Annotated in this window: 22 protein-coding genes and 1 pseudogene; 14 read left to right on the forward strand and 9 right to left on the reverse strand. The window is 33.9% G+C overall.

The window, feature by feature from the left end; genetic code table 11:
* Positions 1–60 precede the first annotated feature (60 nt).
* Entirely contained in the window at positions 61–1605 is a 1545-nt protein-coding gene (locus FC091_RS03070; RefSeq protein ID WP_138432805.1) for a glycine--tRNA ligase, read from the reverse strand.
* 62 nt (positions 1606–1667) lie between these two features.
* Positions 1668–2555 (reverse strand): hypothetical protein, encoded by an 888-nt coding sequence (locus FC091_RS03075; protein WP_138432806.1) that lies wholly within the window; start codon positions 2553–2555, stop codon positions 1668–1670.
* Between the two features lie 83 nt (positions 2556–2638).
* Between FC091_RS03075 and FC091_RS03080 the strand changes: the two genes are divergently transcribed.
* Together FC091_RS03080 and FC091_RS03085 are read left to right on the forward strand one after the other, a co-directional pair.
* The gene (locus tag FC091_RS03080; protein ID WP_138432807.1) at positions 2639–3298 is read left to right on the forward strand and encodes a ComF family protein; all 660 of its coding nucleotides are present in this window, start codon (positions 2639–2641) and stop codon (positions 3296–3298) included.
* 56 nt (positions 3299–3354) lie between these two features.
* A complete protein-coding gene (locus FC091_RS03085; RefSeq protein ID WP_138432808.1) occupies positions 3355–4971 on the forward strand; it encodes an Ig-like domain-containing protein in 1617 nt (538 codons plus the stop codon).
* Here FC091_RS03085 and FC091_RS03090 read toward each other — a convergent pair.
* From FC091_RS03090 to FC091_RS03100, 3 genes are all read right to left on the reverse strand, one after another.
* On the reverse strand, positions 4955–5734 hold the full coding sequence (locus tag FC091_RS03090) for an amidohydrolase (protein ID WP_138432809.1): 780 nt from the start codon (positions 5732–5734) through the stop codon (positions 4955–4957). The genes FC091_RS03085 and FC091_RS03090 overlap by 17 nt on opposite strands.
* A gap of 183 nt (positions 5735–5917) precedes the next feature.
* Entirely contained in the window at positions 5918–6406 is a 489-nt protein-coding gene (locus tag FC091_RS03095; protein WP_138432810.1) for a hypothetical protein, read from the reverse strand.
* A gap of 52 nt (positions 6407–6458) precedes the next feature.
* Complete coding sequence (locus FC091_RS03100; RefSeq protein ID WP_138433073.1) at positions 6459–7601, reverse strand: methionine aminotransferase; 1143 nt, start codon at positions 7599–7601, stop codon at positions 6459–6461.
* Between the two features lie 82 nt (positions 7602–7683).
* On the opposite strand from FC091_RS03100, the gene FC091_RS03105 reads away from it, so the two are divergent.
* Complete coding sequence (locus FC091_RS03105) at positions 7684–9771, forward strand: S46 family peptidase (RefSeq protein ID WP_138432811.1); 2088 nt, start codon at positions 7684–7686, stop codon at positions 9769–9771.
* 127 nt (positions 9772–9898) lie between these two features.
* Here FC091_RS03105 and FC091_RS15385 read toward each other — a convergent pair.
* Both FC091_RS15385 and ahcY read right to left on the reverse strand, forming a co-directional pair.
* Positions 9899–10169: pseudogene (locus FC091_RS15385) on the reverse strand (GIY-YIG nuclease family protein).
* 167 nt (positions 10170–10336) lie between these two features.
* On the reverse strand, positions 10337–11653 hold the full coding sequence (gene ahcY / locus FC091_RS03115; RefSeq protein ID WP_138432812.1) for an adenosylhomocysteinase: 1317 nt from the start codon (positions 11651–11653) through the stop codon (positions 10337–10339).
* Positions 11654–11786: 133 nt separating this feature from the next.
* Here ahcY and FC091_RS03120 point away from each other — a divergent pair, with 133 nt between their 5' ends.
* From FC091_RS03120 to FC091_RS03160, 9 genes are all read left to right on the forward strand, one after another.
* Complete coding sequence (locus FC091_RS03120) at positions 11787–12413, forward strand: 4'-phosphopantetheinyl transferase family protein (protein ID WP_138432813.1); 627 nt, start codon at positions 11787–11789, stop codon at positions 12411–12413.
* A 3-nt stretch (positions 12414–12416) separates the two neighbouring features.
* Positions 12417–13139 carry a geranylgeranylglyceryl/heptaprenylglyceryl phosphate synthase gene (locus FC091_RS03125; RefSeq protein WP_138432814.1) on the forward strand — a complete coding sequence of 241 codons (723 nt, stop codon included), beginning with the start codon at positions 12417–12419 and terminating at the stop codon, positions 13137–13139.
* A 2-nt stretch (positions 13140–13141) separates the two neighbouring features.
* A complete protein-coding gene (locus tag FC091_RS03130; protein ID WP_138432815.1) occupies positions 13142–13402 on the forward strand; it encodes a hypothetical protein in 261 nt (86 codons plus the stop codon).
* 50 nt (positions 13403–13452) lie between these two features.
* Positions 13453–13974, forward strand: coding sequence for a hypothetical protein (locus tag FC091_RS03135; protein WP_138432816.1), 522 nt, complete (start codon positions 13453–13455; stop codon positions 13972–13974).
* A 62-nt stretch (positions 13975–14036) separates the two neighbouring features.
* The gene (gene pnuC / locus FC091_RS03140) at positions 14037–14669 is read left to right on the forward strand and encodes a nicotinamide riboside transporter PnuC (RefSeq protein ID WP_138432817.1); all 633 of its coding nucleotides are present in this window, start codon (positions 14037–14039) and stop codon (positions 14667–14669) included.
* Positions 14630–15199, forward strand: coding sequence for an AAA family ATPase (locus FC091_RS03145; protein ID WP_138432818.1), 570 nt, complete (start codon positions 14630–14632; stop codon positions 15197–15199). The genes pnuC and FC091_RS03145 overlap by 40 nt, the downstream gene beginning before the upstream one ends.
* Positions 15196–16752, forward strand: coding sequence for a DUF4301 family protein (locus FC091_RS03150; RefSeq protein ID WP_138432819.1), 1557 nt, complete (start codon positions 15196–15198; stop codon positions 16750–16752). The genes FC091_RS03145 and FC091_RS03150 overlap by 4 nt, the downstream gene beginning before the upstream one ends.
* Before the next feature lie 2 nt (positions 16753–16754).
* The gene (gene arfB / locus FC091_RS03155; RefSeq protein WP_138432820.1) at positions 16755–17159 is read left to right on the forward strand and encodes an alternative ribosome rescue aminoacyl-tRNA hydrolase ArfB; all 405 of its coding nucleotides are present in this window, start codon (positions 16755–16757) and stop codon (positions 17157–17159) included.
* A gap of 491 nt (positions 17160–17650) precedes the next feature.
* Positions 17651–20095, forward strand: coding sequence for a TonB-dependent receptor (locus tag FC091_RS03160; protein ID WP_138432821.1), 2445 nt, complete (start codon positions 17651–17653; stop codon positions 20093–20095).
* 74 nt (positions 20096–20169) lie between these two features.
* On the opposite strand, the gene FC091_RS03165 is transcribed toward FC091_RS03160, so the two are convergent.
* Positions 20170–20601, reverse strand: coding sequence for a hypothetical protein (locus FC091_RS03165; RefSeq protein WP_138432822.1), 432 nt, complete (start codon positions 20599–20601; stop codon positions 20170–20172).
* Between the two features lie 166 nt (positions 20602–20767).
* Between FC091_RS03165 and greA the strand changes: the two genes are divergently transcribed.
* Together greA and FC091_RS03175 are read left to right on the forward strand one after the other, a co-directional pair.
* On the forward strand, positions 20768–21241 hold the full coding sequence (gene greA / locus FC091_RS03170; RefSeq protein WP_138432823.1) for a transcription elongation factor GreA: 474 nt from the start codon (positions 20768–20770) through the stop codon (positions 21239–21241).
* A 99-nt stretch (positions 21242–21340) separates the two neighbouring features.
* Positions 21341–21733: an HIT family protein gene (locus tag FC091_RS03175; RefSeq protein WP_138432824.1), complete on the forward strand. Its 393-nt coding sequence runs from the start codon at positions 21341–21343 to the stop codon at positions 21731–21733.
* Here the strand turns inward: FC091_RS03175 and FC091_RS03180 are convergent.
* Positions 21730–22086: a hypothetical protein gene (locus FC091_RS03180; protein WP_138432825.1), complete on the reverse strand. Its 357-nt coding sequence runs from the start codon at positions 22084–22086 to the stop codon at positions 21730–21732. The genes FC091_RS03175 and FC091_RS03180 overlap by 4 nt on opposite strands.
* Positions 22087–22124 lie beyond the last annotated feature (38 nt).

Below are 22124 nucleotides of genomic sequence, written 5' to 3' on the forward strand. Positions count from 1 at the left end.
AAAAAACTCATAAATCTAAAAAGACCTATGAGTTTTTGTTTACATAAAAGATGTTGATGATTATTGCATCTTCATCAACCATTCCTTAACATCCACTTCTTTTTTTATGATATCTCTCAATTCTTCAGCCTTAACACGCTTTTGTTCCATAGTATCTCTATGACGTATGGTTACTGTGTTGTCCTCTAAACTTTCGCCATCTACAGTAATACAAAACGGTGTACCAGCAGCATCTTGTCTTCTATAACGTCTACCAACAGCATCTTTTTCATCATAAACCACATTGAAATCCCATTTAAGATCGTCAACAATGTCTTTTGCCATTTTGGTTAATCCTTCATCCTTTCTTACTAAAGGTAGAATAGCGGCTTTAGTTGGTGCTAATACAGCAGGTAGTTTTAATACTGTTCTTTCACTTCCGTCTTCTAAAGTTTCGTCTTGTAAACTATTAGAAAAAACCGCTAAGAACATACGATCTAGGCCTATTGAAGTTTCTAACACATAAGGTGTGTAGCTTTCATTATCTTCATGATCGAAGTATTGTAGCTTTTTGCCAGAGTATTCTTCGTGTTGCTTTAAGTCGAAATCTGTTCGTGAGTGGATTCCTTCCAATTCTTTAAAACCAAATGGGAAATTAAATTCTATATCTGTAGCAGCATCTGCGTAATGTGCTAATTTTTCATGATCGTGGAAACGATAATTATCATCTCCCATGCCTAAGGACTTATGCCATTTTAAACGGGTTTCTTTCCAGTAATCAAACCACTCTTTTTGCGTTCCTGGTTTAATGAAAAACTGCATTTCCATCTGTTCAAACTCACGCATTCTAAATATAAATTGTCTTGCAACAATTTCATTTCTAAAAGCTTTACCTGTTTGAGCAATTCCGAAAGGAATTTTTAGTCTTCCCGTTTTCTGAACGTTTAAGAAGTTTACAAAAATACCTTGAGCTGTTTCTGGTCTAAGATATAAATCCATTGCAGTGTCTGCAGAAGCACCTAGCTTAGTGCCAAACATAAGGTTGAATTGCTTTACGTCTGTCCAGTTACGACTTCCTGTTAACGGATCGGCAATTTCTAATTCTTCAATTAAAGCTTTTACATCTGCTAAATCTTCTTTTTCTAAAGATTGGCCTAAACGTTTAAGAATGGTGTCTATTTTTTCTTGATAACCAAGTACTCTGGCGTTTGTAGATACAAATTCTTCTTTGTTGAAGGTATCTCCAAAACGTTTTTCAGCTTTTTTGATTTCTTTATTGATTTTAGCTTCAATCTTAGCGCAATAGTCTTCAACTAAAACATCTGCTCTGTAGCGTTTTTTCGAATCTTTGTTGTCAATTAAAGGATCATTAAACGCTTCAACATGTCCAGAGGCTTTCCAAGTGGTTGGGTGCATAAATATTGCTGCGTCTATACCAACAATATTATCGTGCATTTGTACCATGGCTTTCCACCAATAGTCTCTAATGTTTTTCTTTAATTCTGCACCGTTTTGTGCATAGTCGTATACAGCACTTAAACCGTCATAGATTTCACTGCTCTGAAATACGTAACCATACTCTTTAGCGTGAGAGATTACCTTTTTGAATTTGTCGTCGTTTGCCATGCCACAAAAATAAAAAACCGCTCAAATTAATTGAGCGGTTTTTTAAAAATAATGAGATTGATTTATTTTAATTCTATACTAGTGCTTCCTAGTTTTCTGTTTTCATGGAAAACATTAATAAAATAAGTACCTTTTTTAAGAGGTCTATCTTCTTTGTAAGTCGCTACAGTAGTGCATATGTCTAGGTTTTTGTTGTCAAAATTCACAACTTCTTTTTTACTGTAGATTAAAGAGGTATTACTAAAAAACACTTCGCCTTTATCGGCAATAACGTTATTTTCTGGACTTACAATTTGAATGTAAATTTCTTTATCTCCTTTTTCGGTTAATGGGTTTTCTGTAAGAGCTATACAAACATCCATGGCATTGACACGTTTGGCTCTTATGGTAGCTTTCTTTTTACTATTATTAATTTTAAAGGCTTCAACTCTGACGTTATTAGCTCTTAAAATAGCTGCGTTATCAATGGTCTCGTTGAGAGAATCATTGGCTTCTTCCAGAGCATTAATGGTCAAGTTGTTATTTTTTATAGTATTCATGGCGTAGCGTTTTTCTCTTTCTAACCTGAGATTAGCTGAGTTGAGAGAATCTACTGTAGCCAATAGAACCTTGCTCTTAGTTTTTAAAACCGAGAGTTGGTCTTTAAACTTTGTGATTATTGATAAGTCACTTTTTAATAATCTTAAAGAATCTAAAGCTATTTTAGTTTCTAGTTTTGCCTCTTGGAGCTGCGAGGACATAAGATCATAATCTTGGCTTAGTTCGTCATAACTAGTTAAAATTTCTGATAGCTCTTTTTCTATCAAAACTTTTTCTTGTTTTAGAAAGTCTTCGTAGGATTTAATGGATTTATAATTAGTAAAACTATAGACTCCTAAAACTGTTAAAACAACTAATAAAGAACTTATAATTAATCTGTAGTTAAATAATTGAGGGTTAACTATCATCATTAATTTCTTAGTTGCAGCGAAATTAGAGTATATTGAAGTTCATTTTTATTTTATTCGATTAAGTGGTGAAAAATTTGTTGAATTTGTTTTTTCCTGTAGTTTGCGAAGCATGTAATAATGCTTTAGCAGATAATGAACTAGTTATTTGCACTAATTGCAGACACGATTTACCAGTGACAAATTTTCATTTCGAGAATGCTCATAATGTTAAAAAAGTAGTTTATGGACGTGTAAAACTAGAACAAGCAACAGCCCTCTTGCATTTTTCAAAAAAAGGAATCGTACAACAATTACTTCATAACTTAAAATACAGAGGTCATCAAAATATAAGTGATTTTCTTGGCAGGTGGCTTGGTTCAGAATTAAAAACAATTGAAGCTTATAAAAAGATAGATGTTGTAGTACCTGTGCCACTTTACAAAACGAAGTTGCGACAACGAGGTTATAATCAAGTTGAACAATTTGGAAAAGCAATAGCTGAAGCAATAAATGCTGACTATAATGATACTGTACTCATAAAGACAAAACCTACCAAAACCAAAGTGTTTGAAGGTAGACTTTCAAGGTGGAGTGATGACGGAGCTGTTTTTGCAATTAGTGAAAACTTATCCTTGAGAGAAAAGCACATCTTACTTGTAGATGATATTATTACCACAGGTGCAACAGCAGAAGCTTGCGCTACAGAATTGTTAAAAATTGATAATATTAAGTTAAGTCTTGCTACGATGGCAATTGCCGATTGATTTTTTCGTTTCTAAAGTTTAAAAATTGTTTCTTTGTGTAAAATAATTCTCATTAAATGCGGTCATATCTCACACGAATTTTAGGCATTATTTCCATAGCATTAGCAATAGTTAGCTGTGCAAATCGTGGTTCTCCTTCAGGTGGAGAAAAAGATATAGACCCACCAGTAATAACAAGTGAAAGTCCGAAGAATTTTTCGACTAATTTTAAAGGCAATGAAATACGTATAACCTTTAATGAGTATGTTAAAATTAAAGACTTAAGAAAGCAGCTTATAGTTTCACCACCTATGGATGTTGATCCAATAATTTATCCAATGGGTGGAGCAAGTAAGTATATTTCAATAAAAATAAAAGATACTTTACAGCCTAATACCACATATGCTTTTAATTTTGGTGAAAGTATTGTAGATAATAATGAAGAAAACCCCTATCCATATTATCGCTATGTGTTTTCAACAGGTGAAACCATAGATTCACTTTCGGTAAAAGGCTATGTTGAAGATGCACTTCTAAAGAAACCTGAGACCTTTATTTCGGTAATGTTGTATGAAGTTGATTCTACGTATTCAGACTCAATAGTTTATAAAGAAAAGCCAAGATATATTACCAATACCTTAGATAGTCTTACCACTTTTAGTATCGATAATATAAAAGCTGGCACCTATAAATTAATAGCTTTAAAAGATAAAAATAATAATTACACCTTTGATCAGAAAAATGATAAGATAGGGTTTTATGAAGATGTTATAACAGTACCTAAGGATGAAGATTTTAAGCTCACTCTTTTTAAGGAAGAGGTAAATTTTAAAGCTGTTAAGCCAAAGCAAGAAGGGCAAACCAGAATCATGTTTCCTTATGAAGGAAATTATGAAAATATGCGTATTAAAGTTTTGGGTGAGACACCTGAGGGTTATACCACCAGAGTAACTAAAGATACTGAGGCAGATACGCTTTATTATTGGTATAAACCAAAGTTTGAAATCGATACGACATTCTTTGTGGTTTCTAATCAAAAATATGTAGATACTTTTAAGCATCGCTTCAGAAATCTGGATGCTGATACTCTAACTATAAAGATAATTTCACTCAGAAACTTAAATTACGATAAACATTTTACTGTACAAGCAAGCACTCCTTTAGAGATAATAGATGATTCTAAAATAAGCATAATAGATAAGGACTCTATTGCTGTTGAGTTTAGCACAGAGTATGATTCTATTTTAAATCAATTTAGAGTGCCTTTTAAAAAAGAGGAAGGTCAAAAATACACCATCAAATTGCTGCCTGGTACATTTACAGATTTCTACGGAAGTATCAATAAGGATACAATAGTCGATGGAATAAACGCCAAAATGAAATCGGATTATGGTAATGTTAGAGTTAAATTAATTAATGCTAAGTTTCCTTTAATAGTTCAAATGGTTAATAGCAGAGGTGAGGTGGAGTACGAGCGCTATACTACAGAATCACCAGTAGTGGATTTTACTAATGTAATTCCAAAATTATATGATATTAGAGTCGTTTACGATACTAATAAAAATGGTGTTTATGATACAGGGAATTACCTTTTGGGTATTCAACCAGAGCGTGTTAGTTATATGCCATCTTCTCAGCTCGAAGAAGTAAGAGCAAGTTTCGATTTTATCTATGAGTTTACACTTCTAGACTAAAAGTATCTCTGTCTTTTAAGAAGCCAAGTCTTTCTCGGTATTTGGTAATATGAGATTTTTCTAGTGTTATAACTTCCGTAGTTTCTATGCTTTCAGGAATACTGTCCATACGGTTTCCTAAAACATCATAAGCTGCAGAGTGTCCAGAATATTCGTAATTATTACCATCTAAGCCAACACGATTTACACAAATACAGTAACTCATGTTCTCTATAGCGCGCGCTTTAAGAAGGGCATCCCAAGCTGCAATGCGCACTTTTGGCCAGTTAGCTACGTAAATGAGTACGTCATAGTCTTCAGAATTTCTTGCCCAGACAGGAAAACGTAAATCGTAGCAGACTAAAGGGCAAATTTTAAATCCTTTATATTCGATGATAATTTTTTTAGATCCAGCTGTGTAAACCTTATGTTCGCCAGCCAAGGTAAAGGTATGTCGCTTATCGTAGGTTGTTAATGTTCCGCTTGGCTCTACAAAGACTAAGCGATTATAATAATTCTCATTTTCGGTAATGACCAAACTACCAACGATTGCTGCATTTTTAGTTTTAGATAATGCTTTTAACCAGGTTATGGTTTCACCATCCATAGTTTCTGCTACCTTAGACGCATTCATAGTAAAACCAGAGCTAAACATTTCTGGTAAAACAATAAGGTCAGCATCAGTAATGCCATTGACCTTCTGTTCTAAATTTTTTCGATTTGCTTCCGGATTTTCCCAAACCAAATCCGTTTGTATCAGTGCAACTTCTAGTGTTGTTTGCATAGTATAAATGTACAAATTTATTGCTCAAAAAAAAGCTGCATAAAAAGTAGTTGTTTTGTCAATCTGAACTTGTTTCAGATTCTAAAAACACATCGAAAACTCGGCAGCTAAGACTCTGAAATTAATTCAGAATGACAAGTTTTCTTACTTTTTGTACAGCTTCTGTCCGATATTAGGATTGTTTTACATTTTACTTTTTGCTTTTTTAACCTTTTCGGTAAGCTTTTCAATTTTATCTAACCACTTACTTTCATCAACAGGTGACAATTTACCTTTCTTTTTTAATTTTTCGTACTTCTTTTGGGCTTTTTTAAGGTTGTCTTGCGCCTTTTTATAATTTTTCTGAAGTTTTTCTTTTTTCTTTAAGGCTTTCTCTGCTTTCTTTTGTGCTTTCTCGGCCTTTTTTTGAGCTTTTTCTGCTTTTTTCTTCTCTTTTTCTAGTTTTTCTGCTGTTTTTTGTGCATTTTCTTCTTGTTTTAGTTTTTCTGAAATAATCGCAGCTTCTTTAAAAATCACTTCTTTTTCTTCTACACTTAAAGTTGCGGTAACGTCTTCGCCATTCAAAAATATTTTTTCCTTTTTTACTTCATATGTTTTTTCACCTTGCTTTACTTCCTGAGCAAAACTGATTAAAGAAAAAGTTGATAATAAAAGTATAATGTAATATTTCATCTGTAATAAATTTTAGTTCACTAATGTGACACAAAACATAACAAAAAGTAACTTAAATTCTACATAAAATTTCTGAAGCTTTTATTAAAGTTTCGTCTGTCTTGGCAAAACAAAATCGAAGCACCTTGTCATCTTTGTTATTTTCATTAAAAACCGAAAGTGGAATTGAGGCTATTTTGAATTCTTTTGTCAAACGTTTTGCAAAATCCACATCGTACTCGTCGGTAATTTCAGAATAATCCAACACCTGAAAATACGTACCTTTTGAAGGTGTAAATTTAAAACGAGATTCAGCAATTAAATTCAAAAATAAATCACGTTTTTGTTGAAAGAAATTATTCAAACCAAGATAAGTTTCGGCATCTGCCATATAATCTGCTATGCCTTTTTGAGCAGGATGATTCACAGAAAACAGATTGAATTGGTGTACTTTCCTGAACTCGTTTATTAAATCTTCAGGTGCGCAGCAGTAGCCAATTTTCCAACCTGTATTATGAAATGTTTTTCCGAACGACGCTGTGATAAAACTTCGTGCTTTTAAATCCGGAAACTTGCAAGCACTTTGATGTTGTTCACCATCAAAAACAATATGTTCGTACACTTCATCACTCAAAACGATAATGTTGGTGTTTTTGGTTAATTTTTCAAGTTGAAGCATATCATCTTCTGACCAAATGGTACCACTAGGATTGTGAGGTGTATTAATGATTATCATCTTGGTTTTAGACGAAATTTTTGAAGCCACTTCGTCCCAATTCACACTATAATCTGGCGCAGATAATTGAATAGGGATCGTCTTTCCGCCATTAACTTCAATAGCAGGTTGGTAGCAATCGTAAGCAGGTTTAAAAATGATGACTTCGTCATTCGGCTTTACAAATGCCGAAATGATAGTATAGATAGCTTGTGTTGCACCAGCAGTAACTGTGATTTCAGTGTCTGGATGATAACTTGTATTGTAAAGTAGTTGAAATTTATTCGCAATGGCCAAGCGCAAATCTAAATTACCAGCCATTGGTGCGTACTGGTTGTAACCACTGTTCATGGCATTGGCAACCAAGTCGTTTAATAGTTGAGGACTAGGATAATTTGGGAAACCTTGCGATAGGTTTAAGGCTTTATATTCGTTGGCCAAAGCACTCATTACGGTAAAAATGGTAGTGCCTACATTGGGTAGTTTAGATTGGTGTGCGATCATAATATCTCGTTAAATAGAAAGGTTTTAAAGATATAAAATGTGCTTTTGCTATCTTTACAAAATCAATAAAATATATACTATGCGATTAATAAAATTACTCTGTTTTTTCGTTGTTTTTCAGGTGTCTGCTCAACAAGGCGGTATGTGGATTCCCTCACTTTTAGAAGGCATGAATGAAGACGAAATGCAAAGCCTTGGTAGTAAATTAACTGCCAAAGACATTTACGATGTTAACAATTCTAGTCTTAAGGACGCTATTGGTCATTTTAATGGTGGTTGTACCAGCGAAGTGATTTCTGACAAAGGTTTAGTGCTTACCAATCATCACTGTGGATTTAGCCAGATTCAGTCGCATTCGTCATTAGAAAACGATTATATAAAAAATGGATTTTGGGCAATGTCTCTCGAAGAAGAGCTACCAAATGAAGGGTTGTTTATTGAGTTTATTGTAAGCATTCACGATGTTACAGATACTGTTTTAAATGGTGTAAACGATGCTATGACCGAAAAGGAAAAACAATCCTTAATTACCAGAAACAGCAATGCTGCAATGGCATCCTGGCCAAAAGAAAATTGGCAAGATGTTAAAACAAAGTCGTTTTACGAGGGTAATCAGTATTTCTTATTTGTAACTGAACGTTTTGAAGACATAAGATTGGTTGGTGCACCACCAAGCAGTATTGGTAAGTTTGGTAGCGATACAGATAACTGGGTGTTTCCGAGACATACAGGCGATTTTTCTATGTTCAGAATATATGCCGATAAGAATAATAGACCAGCAAAATACAGCAAAGACAATGTGCCTTACAAGCCAAAGCATTATTTGCCAGTGTCCTTAGATGGTGTTGAAGAAGGCGATTTTACAATGGTTTTTGGCTTTCCTGGTCGTACCAATGAATATCTGCCAGCTGTAGCGATTGAGCATATTACTAAGGAATTCAACCCAACAAATATCGAAATTAGAGAAGCGGCTTTAAAAGTGATTGATGCCAATATGAAAGCCAGCGATGAGGTGCGTATTAAGTATGCGTCAAAACAAGCTAGAATTGCAAACGCTTGGAAAAAGTGGATTGGCGAAAACTTAGGTATTGAAAAAAGTGATGCTGTAGCTAAGCGTCGTGAATTTGAAGCAACTTTTAAAAAAGCATTAAAGGAAAATGGACTAGAGGCAAAGTATGGTCATATTTTACCTGAGTTTGATAAGCTTTACAAAGAATTTGGTTCAATAAATATTAAGCGAAGAAATTTTGTTGAAGTCTTTTTGGTTACGAGTGAATTAATGCAAATGACTTTTAGAGCGTATCAGGTTGAGCAAGCACTTTTGGCAAATCCTGAAAGTTTAGAACGTGCCAAAGCAAGTTTAAAAGGTCGTTTTGAAGGTATTCTAAAAAACTTTGATGCCAATGTAGACAAAGGTGTGTACTTAAATGTAATGCCATTATATGGAAAACCAGTTGATGCTTCAATCTATGATAAAACGGCATTTACGGATTTAGATTCGGCTTTAAAATTATTAGAAGGTGATGCCAAAACTGTGATTAAAAACTTAAACAATGATGCGGCTTATGCTTATGCGAAACCAATCATTGATGAATTTTTTACTACGATTGATACAGAATTTCAACAAAAGAATGAAACTATTTCAGCATTACAAACTGAGTATATGACGGCTTTAATGAAAGCCTTACCAAACGAGCGTTATTTCCCAGATGCAAATAGTACGCTGCGCGTTACTTATGGTCAAGTAAGAGGGTATTCACCAAGAGATGCTGTGTATTATGAGCCTGTGAGCCATCTCAAAGGCGTCATGGAAAAGTATGTGCCAGGTGATTATGAGTTTGATGTACCTCAAAAGCTAATCGACCTTTATGAAGCCAAGGATTATGGTCAATATGCTGATAGCAATGGTAATATGCCTGTTTGCTTTTTAGGAACAAACCACACGACTGGTGGTAATTCTGGTAGTCCGGCCATTGATGCCGAAGGGAATTTAGTAGGTTTAAACTTTGACCGTGTTTGGGAAGGTACAATGAGTGATATGAACTACGACCCAGAAATCTGCCGAAACATAATGGTAGATTTACGCTATGTGCTTTTTATCGTCGATAAATATGCTGGTGCAAAACACTTAATTGATGAAATGAAGTTAGTGCATCCGAAGAACTAGAAATATATTATTTATAAAATTGAACCTCACAATCACCAATGTTTGTGAGGTTTTTTTGTGAAATACATTGAAGTTGAGACGTCAGTTCGAGTGAAATTGCTTTTCTGCAATTTTGTATCGAGAACTTTTATTTGTCAAAATTTTTCTTAGCTAAATTAGGAAGCTTATCAAATTCATTATTTATTAATGCTTCTTTCTTTAACCTAGACCGTTTTTTAATTTGCTTTTCACTTTGGATGGCCGGGTTTATATCAGTAAATTCAGCATAATAAACCAATTCTAAAGGTCTACGATTGTATGTTTAGCTATCAAGATGTTTTCCTGTCGTATGTTCTAATATCCTTTTAGGAAGATTTGAAGTTATTCCTGTGTAATAAGAGCTGTCAACATTTGAGAATATATACATATGATAATTTCGTGTTTTAAATATAAAAACTTCTCGATACAATTTTTTCGTTCCTTAAAAATCACTCGAAGTGACAAATAATAATATTAAAAAAATCCCAAACATTTCTGCTTGGGATTTAACTTTTGGAATTTGAGATTCCTGCGAAAGCAGGAATTCTTAATATCTGTAGTGTTCTGGTTTAAATGGACCTTCAACCGTTACACCAATATATTCAGCCTGCTCTTGCTTAAGTTCTGTAAGCTCAACACCAATTTTTTCTAAGTGTAATGCAGCTACTTTTTCATCTAAATGTTTTGGTAGCATATATACTTGATTTTCATACTTGTCAGAATGATTCCAAAGCTCTATTTGCGCTAACGTTTGGTTCGTAAATGAGTTGCTCATTACAAAACTTGGATGACCAGTTGCACAACCTAAATTTACTAAACGTCCTTCTGCTAAAACAATAATATCATTACCATCAATAGTATATTTATCTACTTGAGGTTTAATTGTGTTTTTAGTATTACCGTAGTTTTCGTTTAACCAAGCCATTTGTATTTCGTTATCAAAATGACCAATGTTACATACTATGGTTTTATCTTTCATTGCCTTAAAGTGTTCTGCACGTACAATGTCTTTGTTACCTGTTGTAGTAATTACGATATCTGCATTACCAACTACAGTTTCTAATTTTTTAACTTCAAAACCGTCCATTGCAGCTTGTAAAGCACAGATTGGATCAATCTCAGTTACTGTTACAATACTTCCTGCTCCTTTGAAAGACGCAGCAGTGCCTTTACCAACATCTCCGTAACCACAAACTACAACACGTTTACCAGCTAACATAACGTCTGTTGCGCGACGAATAGCATCTACAGCACTTTCGCGACAACCATACTTGTTATCGAATTTAGATTTAGTAACCGAGTCGTTTACATTAATTGCAGGCATTGGTAATGTTCCGTTTTTAACACGCTCGTATAAACGGTGTACACCTGTTGTAGTTTCTTCAGATAGACCTTTAATTCCAGAAGCTAATTCTGGGTATTTATCTAAGACCATATTTGTTAAATCTCCACCATCATCCAAAATCATGTTTAATGGCTTGCGATCTTCTCCAAAAAATAAGGTCTGTTCTATACACCAGTCAAACTCTTCTTCTGTCATATCTTTCCAAGCATAAACAGCAGTACCAGCTTCAGCAACGGCAGCAGCAGCTTGATCTTGAGTAGAGAAAATGTTACAAGAACTCCAAGTTACTTCTGCACCTAATGCTTGTAAAGTTTCAATTAAAACAGCAGTTTGTATGGTCATGTGCAAACAACCTGCGATACGTGCGCCTTTTAACGGTTGCTCGTTTTTATACTCTTCACGTAAGCTCATTAAACCTGGCATTTCTGCTTCGGCTAGTTCAATCTCTTTTCTTCCCCAAGCCGCTAACGACATGTCCTTTACCTTGTTTGGTACATAAGGAATTGTTTTTGTACTCATATTGTTTTTTCTCAAATTTTTAAAATGGTTCTTGCCTTTGGGTTTAACATTGAAATGGTTAAATTCGCTTACCAAAAAATGCGAAACCTGCCTTAGGCAGTGCAAAGATAATCAATAGGTTTTACAATATTAAATGCCACTTTACAAAACCATTAATGTAAACTCACAAACTACTGTTAAAATCTGGAAGATTGAAGAGTCTTATAATGAGCTATTTGAACCTTTAGATTTAAAACCACAAAGTCTTGAGCGGGTTTTAAGCATGAAAAGCGAACTGCATCAACGTGGTTTTTTAAGTGTGCGACACTTGCTGCGTGAGTTTGGTTATACAGATCAGGATTTATTTTATGACGACAATGGAAAACCACATCTCAAAGATGGTAAGCATATTTCTATAACACACAGTTTTACGTTTTCAGGTGTAATTATTAGCGATAAAGAAGTTGGTATAGATATTGAAAAGCAGCGTGATAAAATTGCGATTATTGCGCACAAGTTTGTGGATTATGAGTTTAATTATTTAGACAAATCTGCTGACGATTACATCAATAAACTCACTGTAATTTGGGGAATTAAGGAATCGTTATATAAACTTTTTGCAACTCCAGGTATGCTATTTGCAGCACATTTTTTAGTGATTCCATTTACGTTTGAAGATGGCGAAACCATTGCTTGGATAGATTTTAAAGGTAGAAAATACAGATATAATACTGCGTTTTTAGAGTTTGAAGGCTTTACTTGTGCATACGTCGTTCCTTAATTTATGGCCATCTATTCTCACATAAAAAAGTCTATAGCAGAAGACAAAAAGTTACTTGCCGTTTTAATCGATCCTGATAAAACGGAACTTGACACTATTGAAGGCATCGTAACAAAAGTCAATCAATCTGTAGCAACTCACATTTTTGTTGGAGGAAGTGAAGTAGATGAAGGTGCTACTGAAGTTGTAGTACAAGCCATTAAGCGATATACAACACTACCTGTAATACTCTTTCCTGGTGATGTAACACAAATTACAGATGAAGCTGATGGTATTCTGTTTTTGTCTTTAATTTCAGGTCGAAATCCGGATTACCTGATTGGTAAACATGTAGAAGCAGTTTCAAAATTAGCCAAAACACAACTAGAAGTGATTCCAACAGGATATATTCTTATTGAAAACGGAAAGCAAACTGCTGTAGAGCGTGTAAGTAATACCAAACCGTTAAGTAGATCGAATAAGCAACATATTGTAGATACGGCCAAAGCAGGAGCGCTTTTAGGGATGCAACTAATCTACCTTGAAGCCGGAAGCGGAGCAACACATCCAATTGAGCCTGAGATTATTTCAGCAGTAAAAAACACTTTAAATATACCGCTTATTGTTGGTGGAGGTATAAGATCTAAAACCGAATTGGAAGCAGCCTATAAAGCAGGAGCAGATCTTGTGGTTATAGGCACAGCCTTTGAAACGAATCAACATTTTTTTGAACAACTAAAATTATAATTATGCAAATATCAGTAGACTTAACCTTATCTCCTTTACAAAACGATTACGAAGCTCATATTATAAATTTCATTAAAGCCTTGAGAGCTTCAAAATTTACGGTTTTAGAAAATCCATTAAGTACACAGATTTTTGGGGAATTTGATGAATTAATGCCATTTTTAAATGATGCCATTAAAACGTCTTTTGAAAATACAGATATTAGCGTGCTCACCATGAAAGTAGTAAAAACAAACAGAAGTGAATACGAACCACATTTTTAAAATGCCTTTGTAATTAGCTGTCTTAACTATCTCAATAAAATCTGTAGCAAATGATAATTAATGTAATAGGAAGTGTTTTAGTAAGCCTAATAACGGGAATTGTGTTTTGGTATTCTGAAACTAAATCAAATAAAAAGTTAAAAAAAGAAATAACAGACAGATATTCATTGAAAGCTAATTTAGTTTATAAAATTGTTGGGATAGTCTGTATTATTATAGGTGTAATTTTAGTTAATGTTATGATTTTAAATTGGAATGAGGAGATAAAAGTTATTGCACCTATAGTTGCCTCTATATTTTTGATTTCCGGAACATTAATAACTATGTTTTATGATAACTATAGAGTTGAATTTGATGAACTACGAATAATTATTACAAATTGGTTAGGGAAGAAAAAGACCTTTTACTGGAACGAAATAATTAAAATAAACCTTGTCGGTTCAATAAAATGTTTAAAAATAAAGTCTAAAACCAAACAAGCATTAATAAATCAAGATACCATTGGGTTCATTAGTTTTATGGAAATGATGGAATTAAAGACAGGTTATTCAATGGAAAATTTAAAATCATAAAAATTACTATAACTAATTTCTTCCCTCTGGGAATATAAAGATGAACTGCAACAGAAGCGATTATGAGCCAAGTTTTTGATTTTTTCTTTTCGCAATATGCTGAATATGCCACAACTGATATCGTATTAGAAATCGTTGCGGTCGTATTTGGGTTTTTATCGGTTTGGTTTTCTAAGCAAAATAACATTTTAGTCTTTCCAACCGGAATGATAAGTACAGTGATTTTTGTGTATCTTTTATATAAATGGGAATTGCTCGGCGATATGATGATTAACGCATACTATTTTGCTATGAGCGTTTACGGATGGTTTGTTTGGACGCGAAAGGTTGACGAAACACACGTAACGCCAATTTCCAAAACCACATCAAAAGAAAAATCATTAAGTTTAGGTATCTTTTTAGCAACCTTGGTTTTTGTTTTTGTAGTCTATAAAACTTTTGATAAATGGAATGGTTGGGTAGCGTATGTAGATACCATTACAACTGCCATTTTCTTTGTTGGTATGTGGCTAATGGCACGAAGAAAAATTGAAAACTGGATCTTCTGGATTATCGGAGATATTATCTCTGTACCTTTATATTTCTATAAAGGGTTCACTTTCACGAGTTTTCAATATCTTGGCTTTACAATTATTGCAATATTCGGATACTTAGCATGGAAGAAGCACTTAAACAGCAACCAAGCAACTGCATAAAAGTTGTATTATTTGGTCCGGAATCTACTGGTAAAACAACACTGTCTAGGCAATTGGCCAGACATTACAATTCGGTTTGGGTGCCAGAATATGCGCGAGAGTATCTTCAAAATAAATGGAACAACGAAAGAAAAACCTGTGAGCCTCACGATTTATTGCCAATAGCCATAGGCCAAATGAAATTAGAAAATGAATTGGCTCAAAAAACAGATTCCGTACTCATTTGCGATACAGATATACTTGAAACTAAGGTGTATAGCGAAGCATACTACTCCGGTACATGTGACCCGATTTTAGAAGCACATGCTCTAAAAAATTCGTATGACCTCTATTTTTTAACCTATATTGACACGCCTTGGGAAAAAGACGATTTACGTGATAAACCCAATGAAAGAGAACTGATGTTCAAAGCATTTGAAAATACCCTCATAAAGTACAACAGACCATATGTGCTATTAAAAGGAAATAAAGAGGAGCGTTTGAAAATAGCGGTTGAACATATTGATAACCTACTTAAAAATAAACAATGAGTTTTACAGAAAACGACATTAAACAAATTAAGGCTAAAGGCCTAACGCTGCCGCAAATAGAGTCTCAAATAGAATTGTTTAAAACAGGAATACCTTTTACAAACATTGCTGCAGCTGCTACTATTGGTGATGGAATCCTAGATTTATCCGAACGTCAGAAAGAAGAAGCCATATCACATTTTGAAAGTAATAAAAAAGGCTTGTCGCTTCTAAAGTTTGTACCTGCATCAGGCGCAGCCACAAGAATGTTTAAATTTCTATTTAAGTTTTTAAAAGAATACAACCCACAAAAAGAATCTTTAAATGCCTTTATCAATAAGAATGACTCTAAGGACTTAGCGTTTTTTTTAGTTGGATTAGAAAAATTTCCATTTTACGACCAAGTTTTAGAACGCTTACTCGAAAAAGGAATAGATTTTAAAACGTTATCTACCCAAGACAAGGCCATCCATTTTATACAAATAATGCTTAATGAAAATGAGCTCAATTTTGGTAATTCACCAAAAGGACTGCTTCCATTTCATAAATATAAAAACGGTTATATTTCCACTGCTTTTGAAGAGCATTTATACGAGGCAGCCTTATATGCTTCAGAAGATAAGAAGGCTGAACTTCATTTTACAATATCTGAGCGCTATAGAGACAAATTTACAGAAGAGTTTAGACGTATTGAGGAGTATGTTGAAGAAAACACATGTGTATCATTTAATATTTCATTTTCGTATCAGCAAGAATCTACAGATACTATAGCTGTAACACCTAAGGATGTGCCTTTTAGAAATGATGATGATACGTTGCTCTTTAGGCCATCTGGCCATGGTGCACTATTAAAAAACTTAAATGCATTAGATGCCGACGTTATATTTATTAAAAATATAGATAATGTAGTAGTAAAACAATATAAGGAAGAGGTTGCTAAGTATAAGAAAGTCCTCGCCGGAATTTTATTAAAACTACAAAAAGAGTCATTTGAATGTCTCAGAGTGTTAGATAAGGACAATATTTCAGACAGTGAGTTTGAAACTATAGAAACCTTTTTAACCAATAAGATGTGCATTAAAATTTCAGGAGAGTACAAAAAATACCTAAATAAGTACAAAATTGAATACTTAAAAGAAAAATTAAACAGACCAATTCGTATCTGCGGTATGGTTAAAAATGAAGGAGAACCTGGCGGAGGCCCATTTTGGGTGAGAGATATGTATGGTAATTTATCCCTACAAATTGTTGAGTCTGCCCAAATAAATCTTAAGAATAAGAATCAAAAAGACATTCTTACAAACGCAACACATTTTAACCCGGTTGATTTAGTGTGTGGTGTTAAAAACTACAAAGGAGAAAAGTTTGATCTTGAAGATTTTGTGGATCATAATGCAGCTTTTATCACTGCAAAAACCAAACTAGGAAAAGACCTTAAAGCATTGGAATTACCTGGACTTTGGAATGGTAGTATGGCACATTGGAACACTATTTTTGTTGAGGTGCCAATCATTACATTCAACCCAGTAAAAACAGTAAATGACTTACTAAAAGCTCCACATCAAATTGACTAATTGTGGATGTTGAAGCTTTAAAATCTGAGTTAACATATAAAGCTGTCAGAAGCTCTGGTAGTGGAGGACAGCATGTTAATAAAGTCGCTTCAAAAGTAGTACTGTATTTTAATCTTGAAGCTTCAGCACAATTTACAGACGAAGAAAAAATACGCTTGTCCGAGTATTTGCAGAATAGGTTGAATAAACAAGGTGTTTTAATCTTAGATTCTAGCGAAAGCCGAAGCCAGTTTAGAAACAAAGCCTTAGTCACCCAAAAGTTTTTAGATCTTATTGTTGAAGGATTAAAAGAAGAAAAAGAGAGAAAACCAACCAAAGTACCCAAAGCAGTAAAACGTAAGCGTCTCGAAACCAAACGTAAAAACGCTGAAAAAAAGGCAAATAGAAAACCGCCAAAAATCGATTAACTGATGAGTACGTCACTTCGAGTGATTCTGAAGTATAAGAATAGTAACGAGAAGTTTTAATTATTGCAGTTTTTCATTTGCTAATATTTAAATGTGACATATCTTTGCAGCGTTCTCAAAAAAGGGGTGCTTTTTTGATTGACGAATGACGATTTGAGATTGACGATTGATGAATTCTAAGATTCAAAAATCTAAAGTCTAAAATCTGAAATCTAAAATCATTTAGGCTGAGATCATACCCATTGAACCTAGAACAGGTAATGCTGTTTAGGAAACGAGCGTTAAGGAAATGTCTGGTAGACATTTTTAGCGAGTGCGATTAGGTCATCAATGTTGGTTTTACTTCTAAGCATTTAATGACTTTAAAATATGCATTTAATGTTTCAGAATTCTACCAACAAGCATCAAATCTCATTCTAAAACTGCTCACAAAACCAATTATTAACAAAGAATAATTACCTCTTTTTATTCGATTATAAGACTATAGTCGTATGAAAAATTTATTCAACAATCTCTCAAAAACAAAACGACAGAGATTAACAATTTTCATTTTTATTTTAAGCCTTTGTTCAGCTTATGGACAAGAAAAGTTTACAGTTTCAGGTATCGTAACAATTGATAAGGAACCCTTACCTGGAGTAAGTGTGTACGCAGAAGGTACTGAAAAAAGTGTACAAACTGATTTTGAAGGCAAATACGTATTAAGCCTTCCTAAAGGTGAATACGAATTGGTGTTTAATTATATGGCGCCAAACCCTATTCAGAAGTCAATTATTTTGGATAGAAACCTAATTCTGAATGTAGAAATCAATGAGCAGATTAGAAAGCTAGACGAAGTTTTAGTAAAAGCTGTACGTGTACAGGAAAAAGCGCCAATTACACACTCTAACGTTACCAAAGAAGAGATTTCAAAACGCAATTTAGGACAAGACATTCCTGTGTTGTTAAACTTTTTACCATCTGTAGTTACTACAACAGATGCAGGTGCTGGTGTAGGTTATACAGGTATTAGAGTAAGAGGTGTAAGTCCGCAATCTACCAACGTAACTATTAATGGTATACCTTATAATGACGCTGAATCTTTAGGAACATTTTGGGTTAATTTAGGAGATATTGCGTCTTCTGTAGAAAGCTTACAGTTGCAACGTGGTGTTGGTACATCTACTAATGGTTCTGGTGCGTTTGGTGCGAGTATTAATGTACTTACAGATGCTGTTTCAAAGGAAGCTTATGGCGAAATTTCAAATTCATTTGGAAGTTATAACACTAGAAAACATACGGTAAAATTTAGCACAGGATTGTTAAACGATCATATTGAAATTGCTGGTCGTTTGTCTAACATTGCATCAGATGGTTACATCGATCGAGCTTCAGCAGATTTAAAATCATATTTCTTACAAGGTGCTTATGTAGATGACAATACTTTAATCAAAGCAGTTGTTTTTGGTGGTAAAGAAGTAACATATCAAGCTTGGTATGGTTTAGAGGATTTAGATGTATTAAGAAATGATAGAACCTTTAATGTTGCTGGTATCTACACTGATGATGATGGCAACACTCAATTTTATGATAACGAAGTTGATAATTACAGTCAAGATCATTATCAATTGCACTGGAATCAACGTTACAACAATAATTGGTCTACAACTATTGGTCTAAACTATACCTATGGTCGTGGATATTTTGAGCAGTATAAAGAAGATGAAGATTTTGCAGACTACGGTTTAGAAACATTAGACTTTAATGGTGAGGTGGTAAATACCACAGACCTTATTCGTCGTCGTTGGTTAGACAATGATTTTTACGTTGTAAATGCCACTGCGAACTATAAAGACGCGAATATCGATTTAATTTTTGGTGGTTCTTTTAGTCATTATGATGGTGATCATTTTGGTGAAATTATTTGGGCAGAATTTGCCAGCCAAAGCGAAATTAGGGACCGTTACTACGATGGTAATAGTTTAAAAAATGATTTATCAGTGTTCTCTAAAGCTAACTATAAGCTAAATGACAAAGTAAGCCTTTACGGAGATTTACAAGTTAGAAATGTAACCTATAAAACCTTTGGAAACACTTCTGATTTAGTAGATTTTGAAGTTGATAAAGATTTCACCTTCTTCAATCCTAAAGCAGGTATAACGTATGAACTAAATGCAGGTAACAGCCTTTATTTCTCTTATGCCAGAGCTAACAGAGAACCAAATCGTACCGATTTTGAAAGCAATAACGATATTGAGCCAGAACAGCTTAACGACTTTGAGTTAGGATGGAGACACAAAAAAGGAAACTTTACGTTTAATGCCAATGCTTACTATATGTTGTACAACCAGCAGTTGGTGTTGTCTGGGCAGTTAGATGATGTTGGTAACCCAATACGTACCAATAGTGGTAAGAGCTACCGTTTAGGTTTAGAGTTAGAAGCGATAATTCCTGTAACACCAAAATTAACCTTACAGCCTAATATGACCTTGAGCTCTAACAAGAACAAGGAAACTATCATCGATTTTGATGGTGAATTACAAAACTTAGGTAAAACAGACATCTCGTTTTCCCCAGAACTTGTAGCAGCAAATGCAATTGTGTTCCAACCAGTTCAAGATTTACAAATGGCTTTATTAAGTAAGTATGTAGGTGAGCAATACATGAGTAATACTGAAGCCGATGTATCTAAGCTAGATAGCTACTTCATTAATGATTTTAATATTACTTACAAATTATCATTTGAAGGAACAGAGAACTCTCAGCCTATTTTTGATTCTGTAGTGTTCACAGGATTAGTAAACAATATTTTTAATGTAAAGTATATTTCTAATGGTTACTATTATACGTTTGACGATACATGGTCAGATCCTAATGTAGTAACAACTATTGAAGGAGCAGGTTTTTATCCTCAAGCTACAACTAACTTCTTGGTTGGTATGACTTTGAATTTTTAGAAAATGTAAAACTTTAATATAAAAACCCTGTAAACTAATGTTTACAGGGTTTTTATATTAAATGAATCATATTTTTAATTAGAAACCAAATATTGGCCGTTACCTAAATCATCAACTCTATAAGGTTTTAATGTGCATGGCAATGTGTTACCTTCTAAACCAAAACCAGTAGATAGACTATATTGGTTAACATCCTCACAACTAGACTCTACAATGTCTCCACTTACAAATGTTAAAGTTGAACATGCAGAAGGAGTACGACTTGGATCTGCAGCATCCCAAGCATAAAGCGTAGAAGAGGTTAATCGGTATAGCCAAATGCCATTATTTCCTTGGTTAGCAACGTAGACACCATTACCATTAAATTGTAGTTGATTAAACTGAGGTAAATTGGTGTTTACTGTTAAGTTAACGCCAGCGTCAAATAAAAAGTTGCAATTGTTGATATTATCGTCACCACTGCATGACATTGCTATTAATGAGAGGATTATAATCAGTTTTTTCATCCTATTTTTTGGGGCTCAATTTACAATTATTTAAGCTTTGCACTAAATATTTTATATATTTGTAATGTAATCTCGTTGACGCGAGATTTTTTCTTTAGTCCCGAATTTGTTTCGGGATCTTTTTTGAAATAGCACGAGAGATTACAATTTCTAAAACGAATGAATTATGAGTAAAGTATCTTATTATACAGCAGAAGGATTAAAAAAATTAAGAGAAGAATTAAATCACCTTAAGGATGTAGAGCGTCCAAAAGCGTCTCAAGCCATTGCAGAGGCTAGAGATAAAGGAGATTTGAGTGAAAATGCTGAGTATGATGCAGCTAAAGAAGCGCAAGGTATGTTAGAAATGAAAATTTCTAAAATGGAAGAAACTTTAGCCAATGCTCGTGTTATTGATGAGTCTCAACTTGATACTTCAAAAGTATTGGCATTATCTAAAGTGAAGATAAAAAACCAAACCAATGGAATGGAGATGACCTATACTTTAGTAGCTGAGAGTGAGGCAGATTTAGCATCTGGTAAAATTTCTGTGAACTCACCAATAGGGAAGGGTCTACTTGGTAAGTCAGTAGGTGATGTTGCAGAAATTCAGGTTCCAAGTGGTATTATGAAGTTTGATATTCTTGAGATTTCGAGATGACAAATTCCTGCGTAGGCAATAATCTCAATTTATAAGACATATAATAAAGATTCCTTTATCGAGGAATCTTTTTATCTTTATAAGATATTCTTTAAAGCTATGGCCACACTTTTTACTAAAATTATAAATGGTGAAATTCCCTCTTACAAAGTTGCAGAGACAGAAGATTTTTATGCGTTTTTAGATATTAATCCTAACTCAAAAGGCCACACACTTTGTATACCTAAAAAAGAGGTTGATAAAATTTTCGATTTAGACGAGGGAACTTATATGGGTTTAATGCAATTTTCTAGACGTGTAGCTTTAGCGATAGAAAAAGTAATTCCTTGCCAACGTGTTGGGATGACAGTTATTGGTCTAGAAGTACCGCATGTACATGTGCATTTAATACCGCTCCATACTATGGAAAATGTACGTTTTACTCAGAAAGAAAAGTTAACTTCAGAAGAGTTTGAAACAATTGCTAAAAAAATAGCTGATAACTTTGTCTAAAAAGAGACTACGCCTGTTGCAAATAAGATTACTACTGTTACGATGAGCAAATCAAAAAAGATAAATGCCCACGCTAGTGGTTTTAGCTTTATAGATTTTGGTCTAGGTTTCACAGCACGTTTCTGATAGTTTACAACACGCTCAATATCATCTGTCCATCGTACTGGAAAAATAGCAGAGTCACAATTATAGCAGTGTATGTGATGGGAGATTTCAGAAGTTATAGCTTTGTAAAAGATGTTTTCAGTCAACTTTTGTTTAAAGGTGATTTCCAAACCATCATTAGAGTAGCATTCTGGGCAATTATTACTCAGTCTGGCCTCTTTGAGTGTAAAGTATTTTGACGATCCCATACCCAAATTTATAATATTTTTTTAAAACCTTAAAGATG

Source organism: Winogradskyella algicola (genome assembly GCF_005869935.1).
Lineage (GTDB): Bacteria > Bacteroidota > Bacteroidia > Flavobacteriales > Flavobacteriaceae > Winogradskyella > Winogradskyella algicola.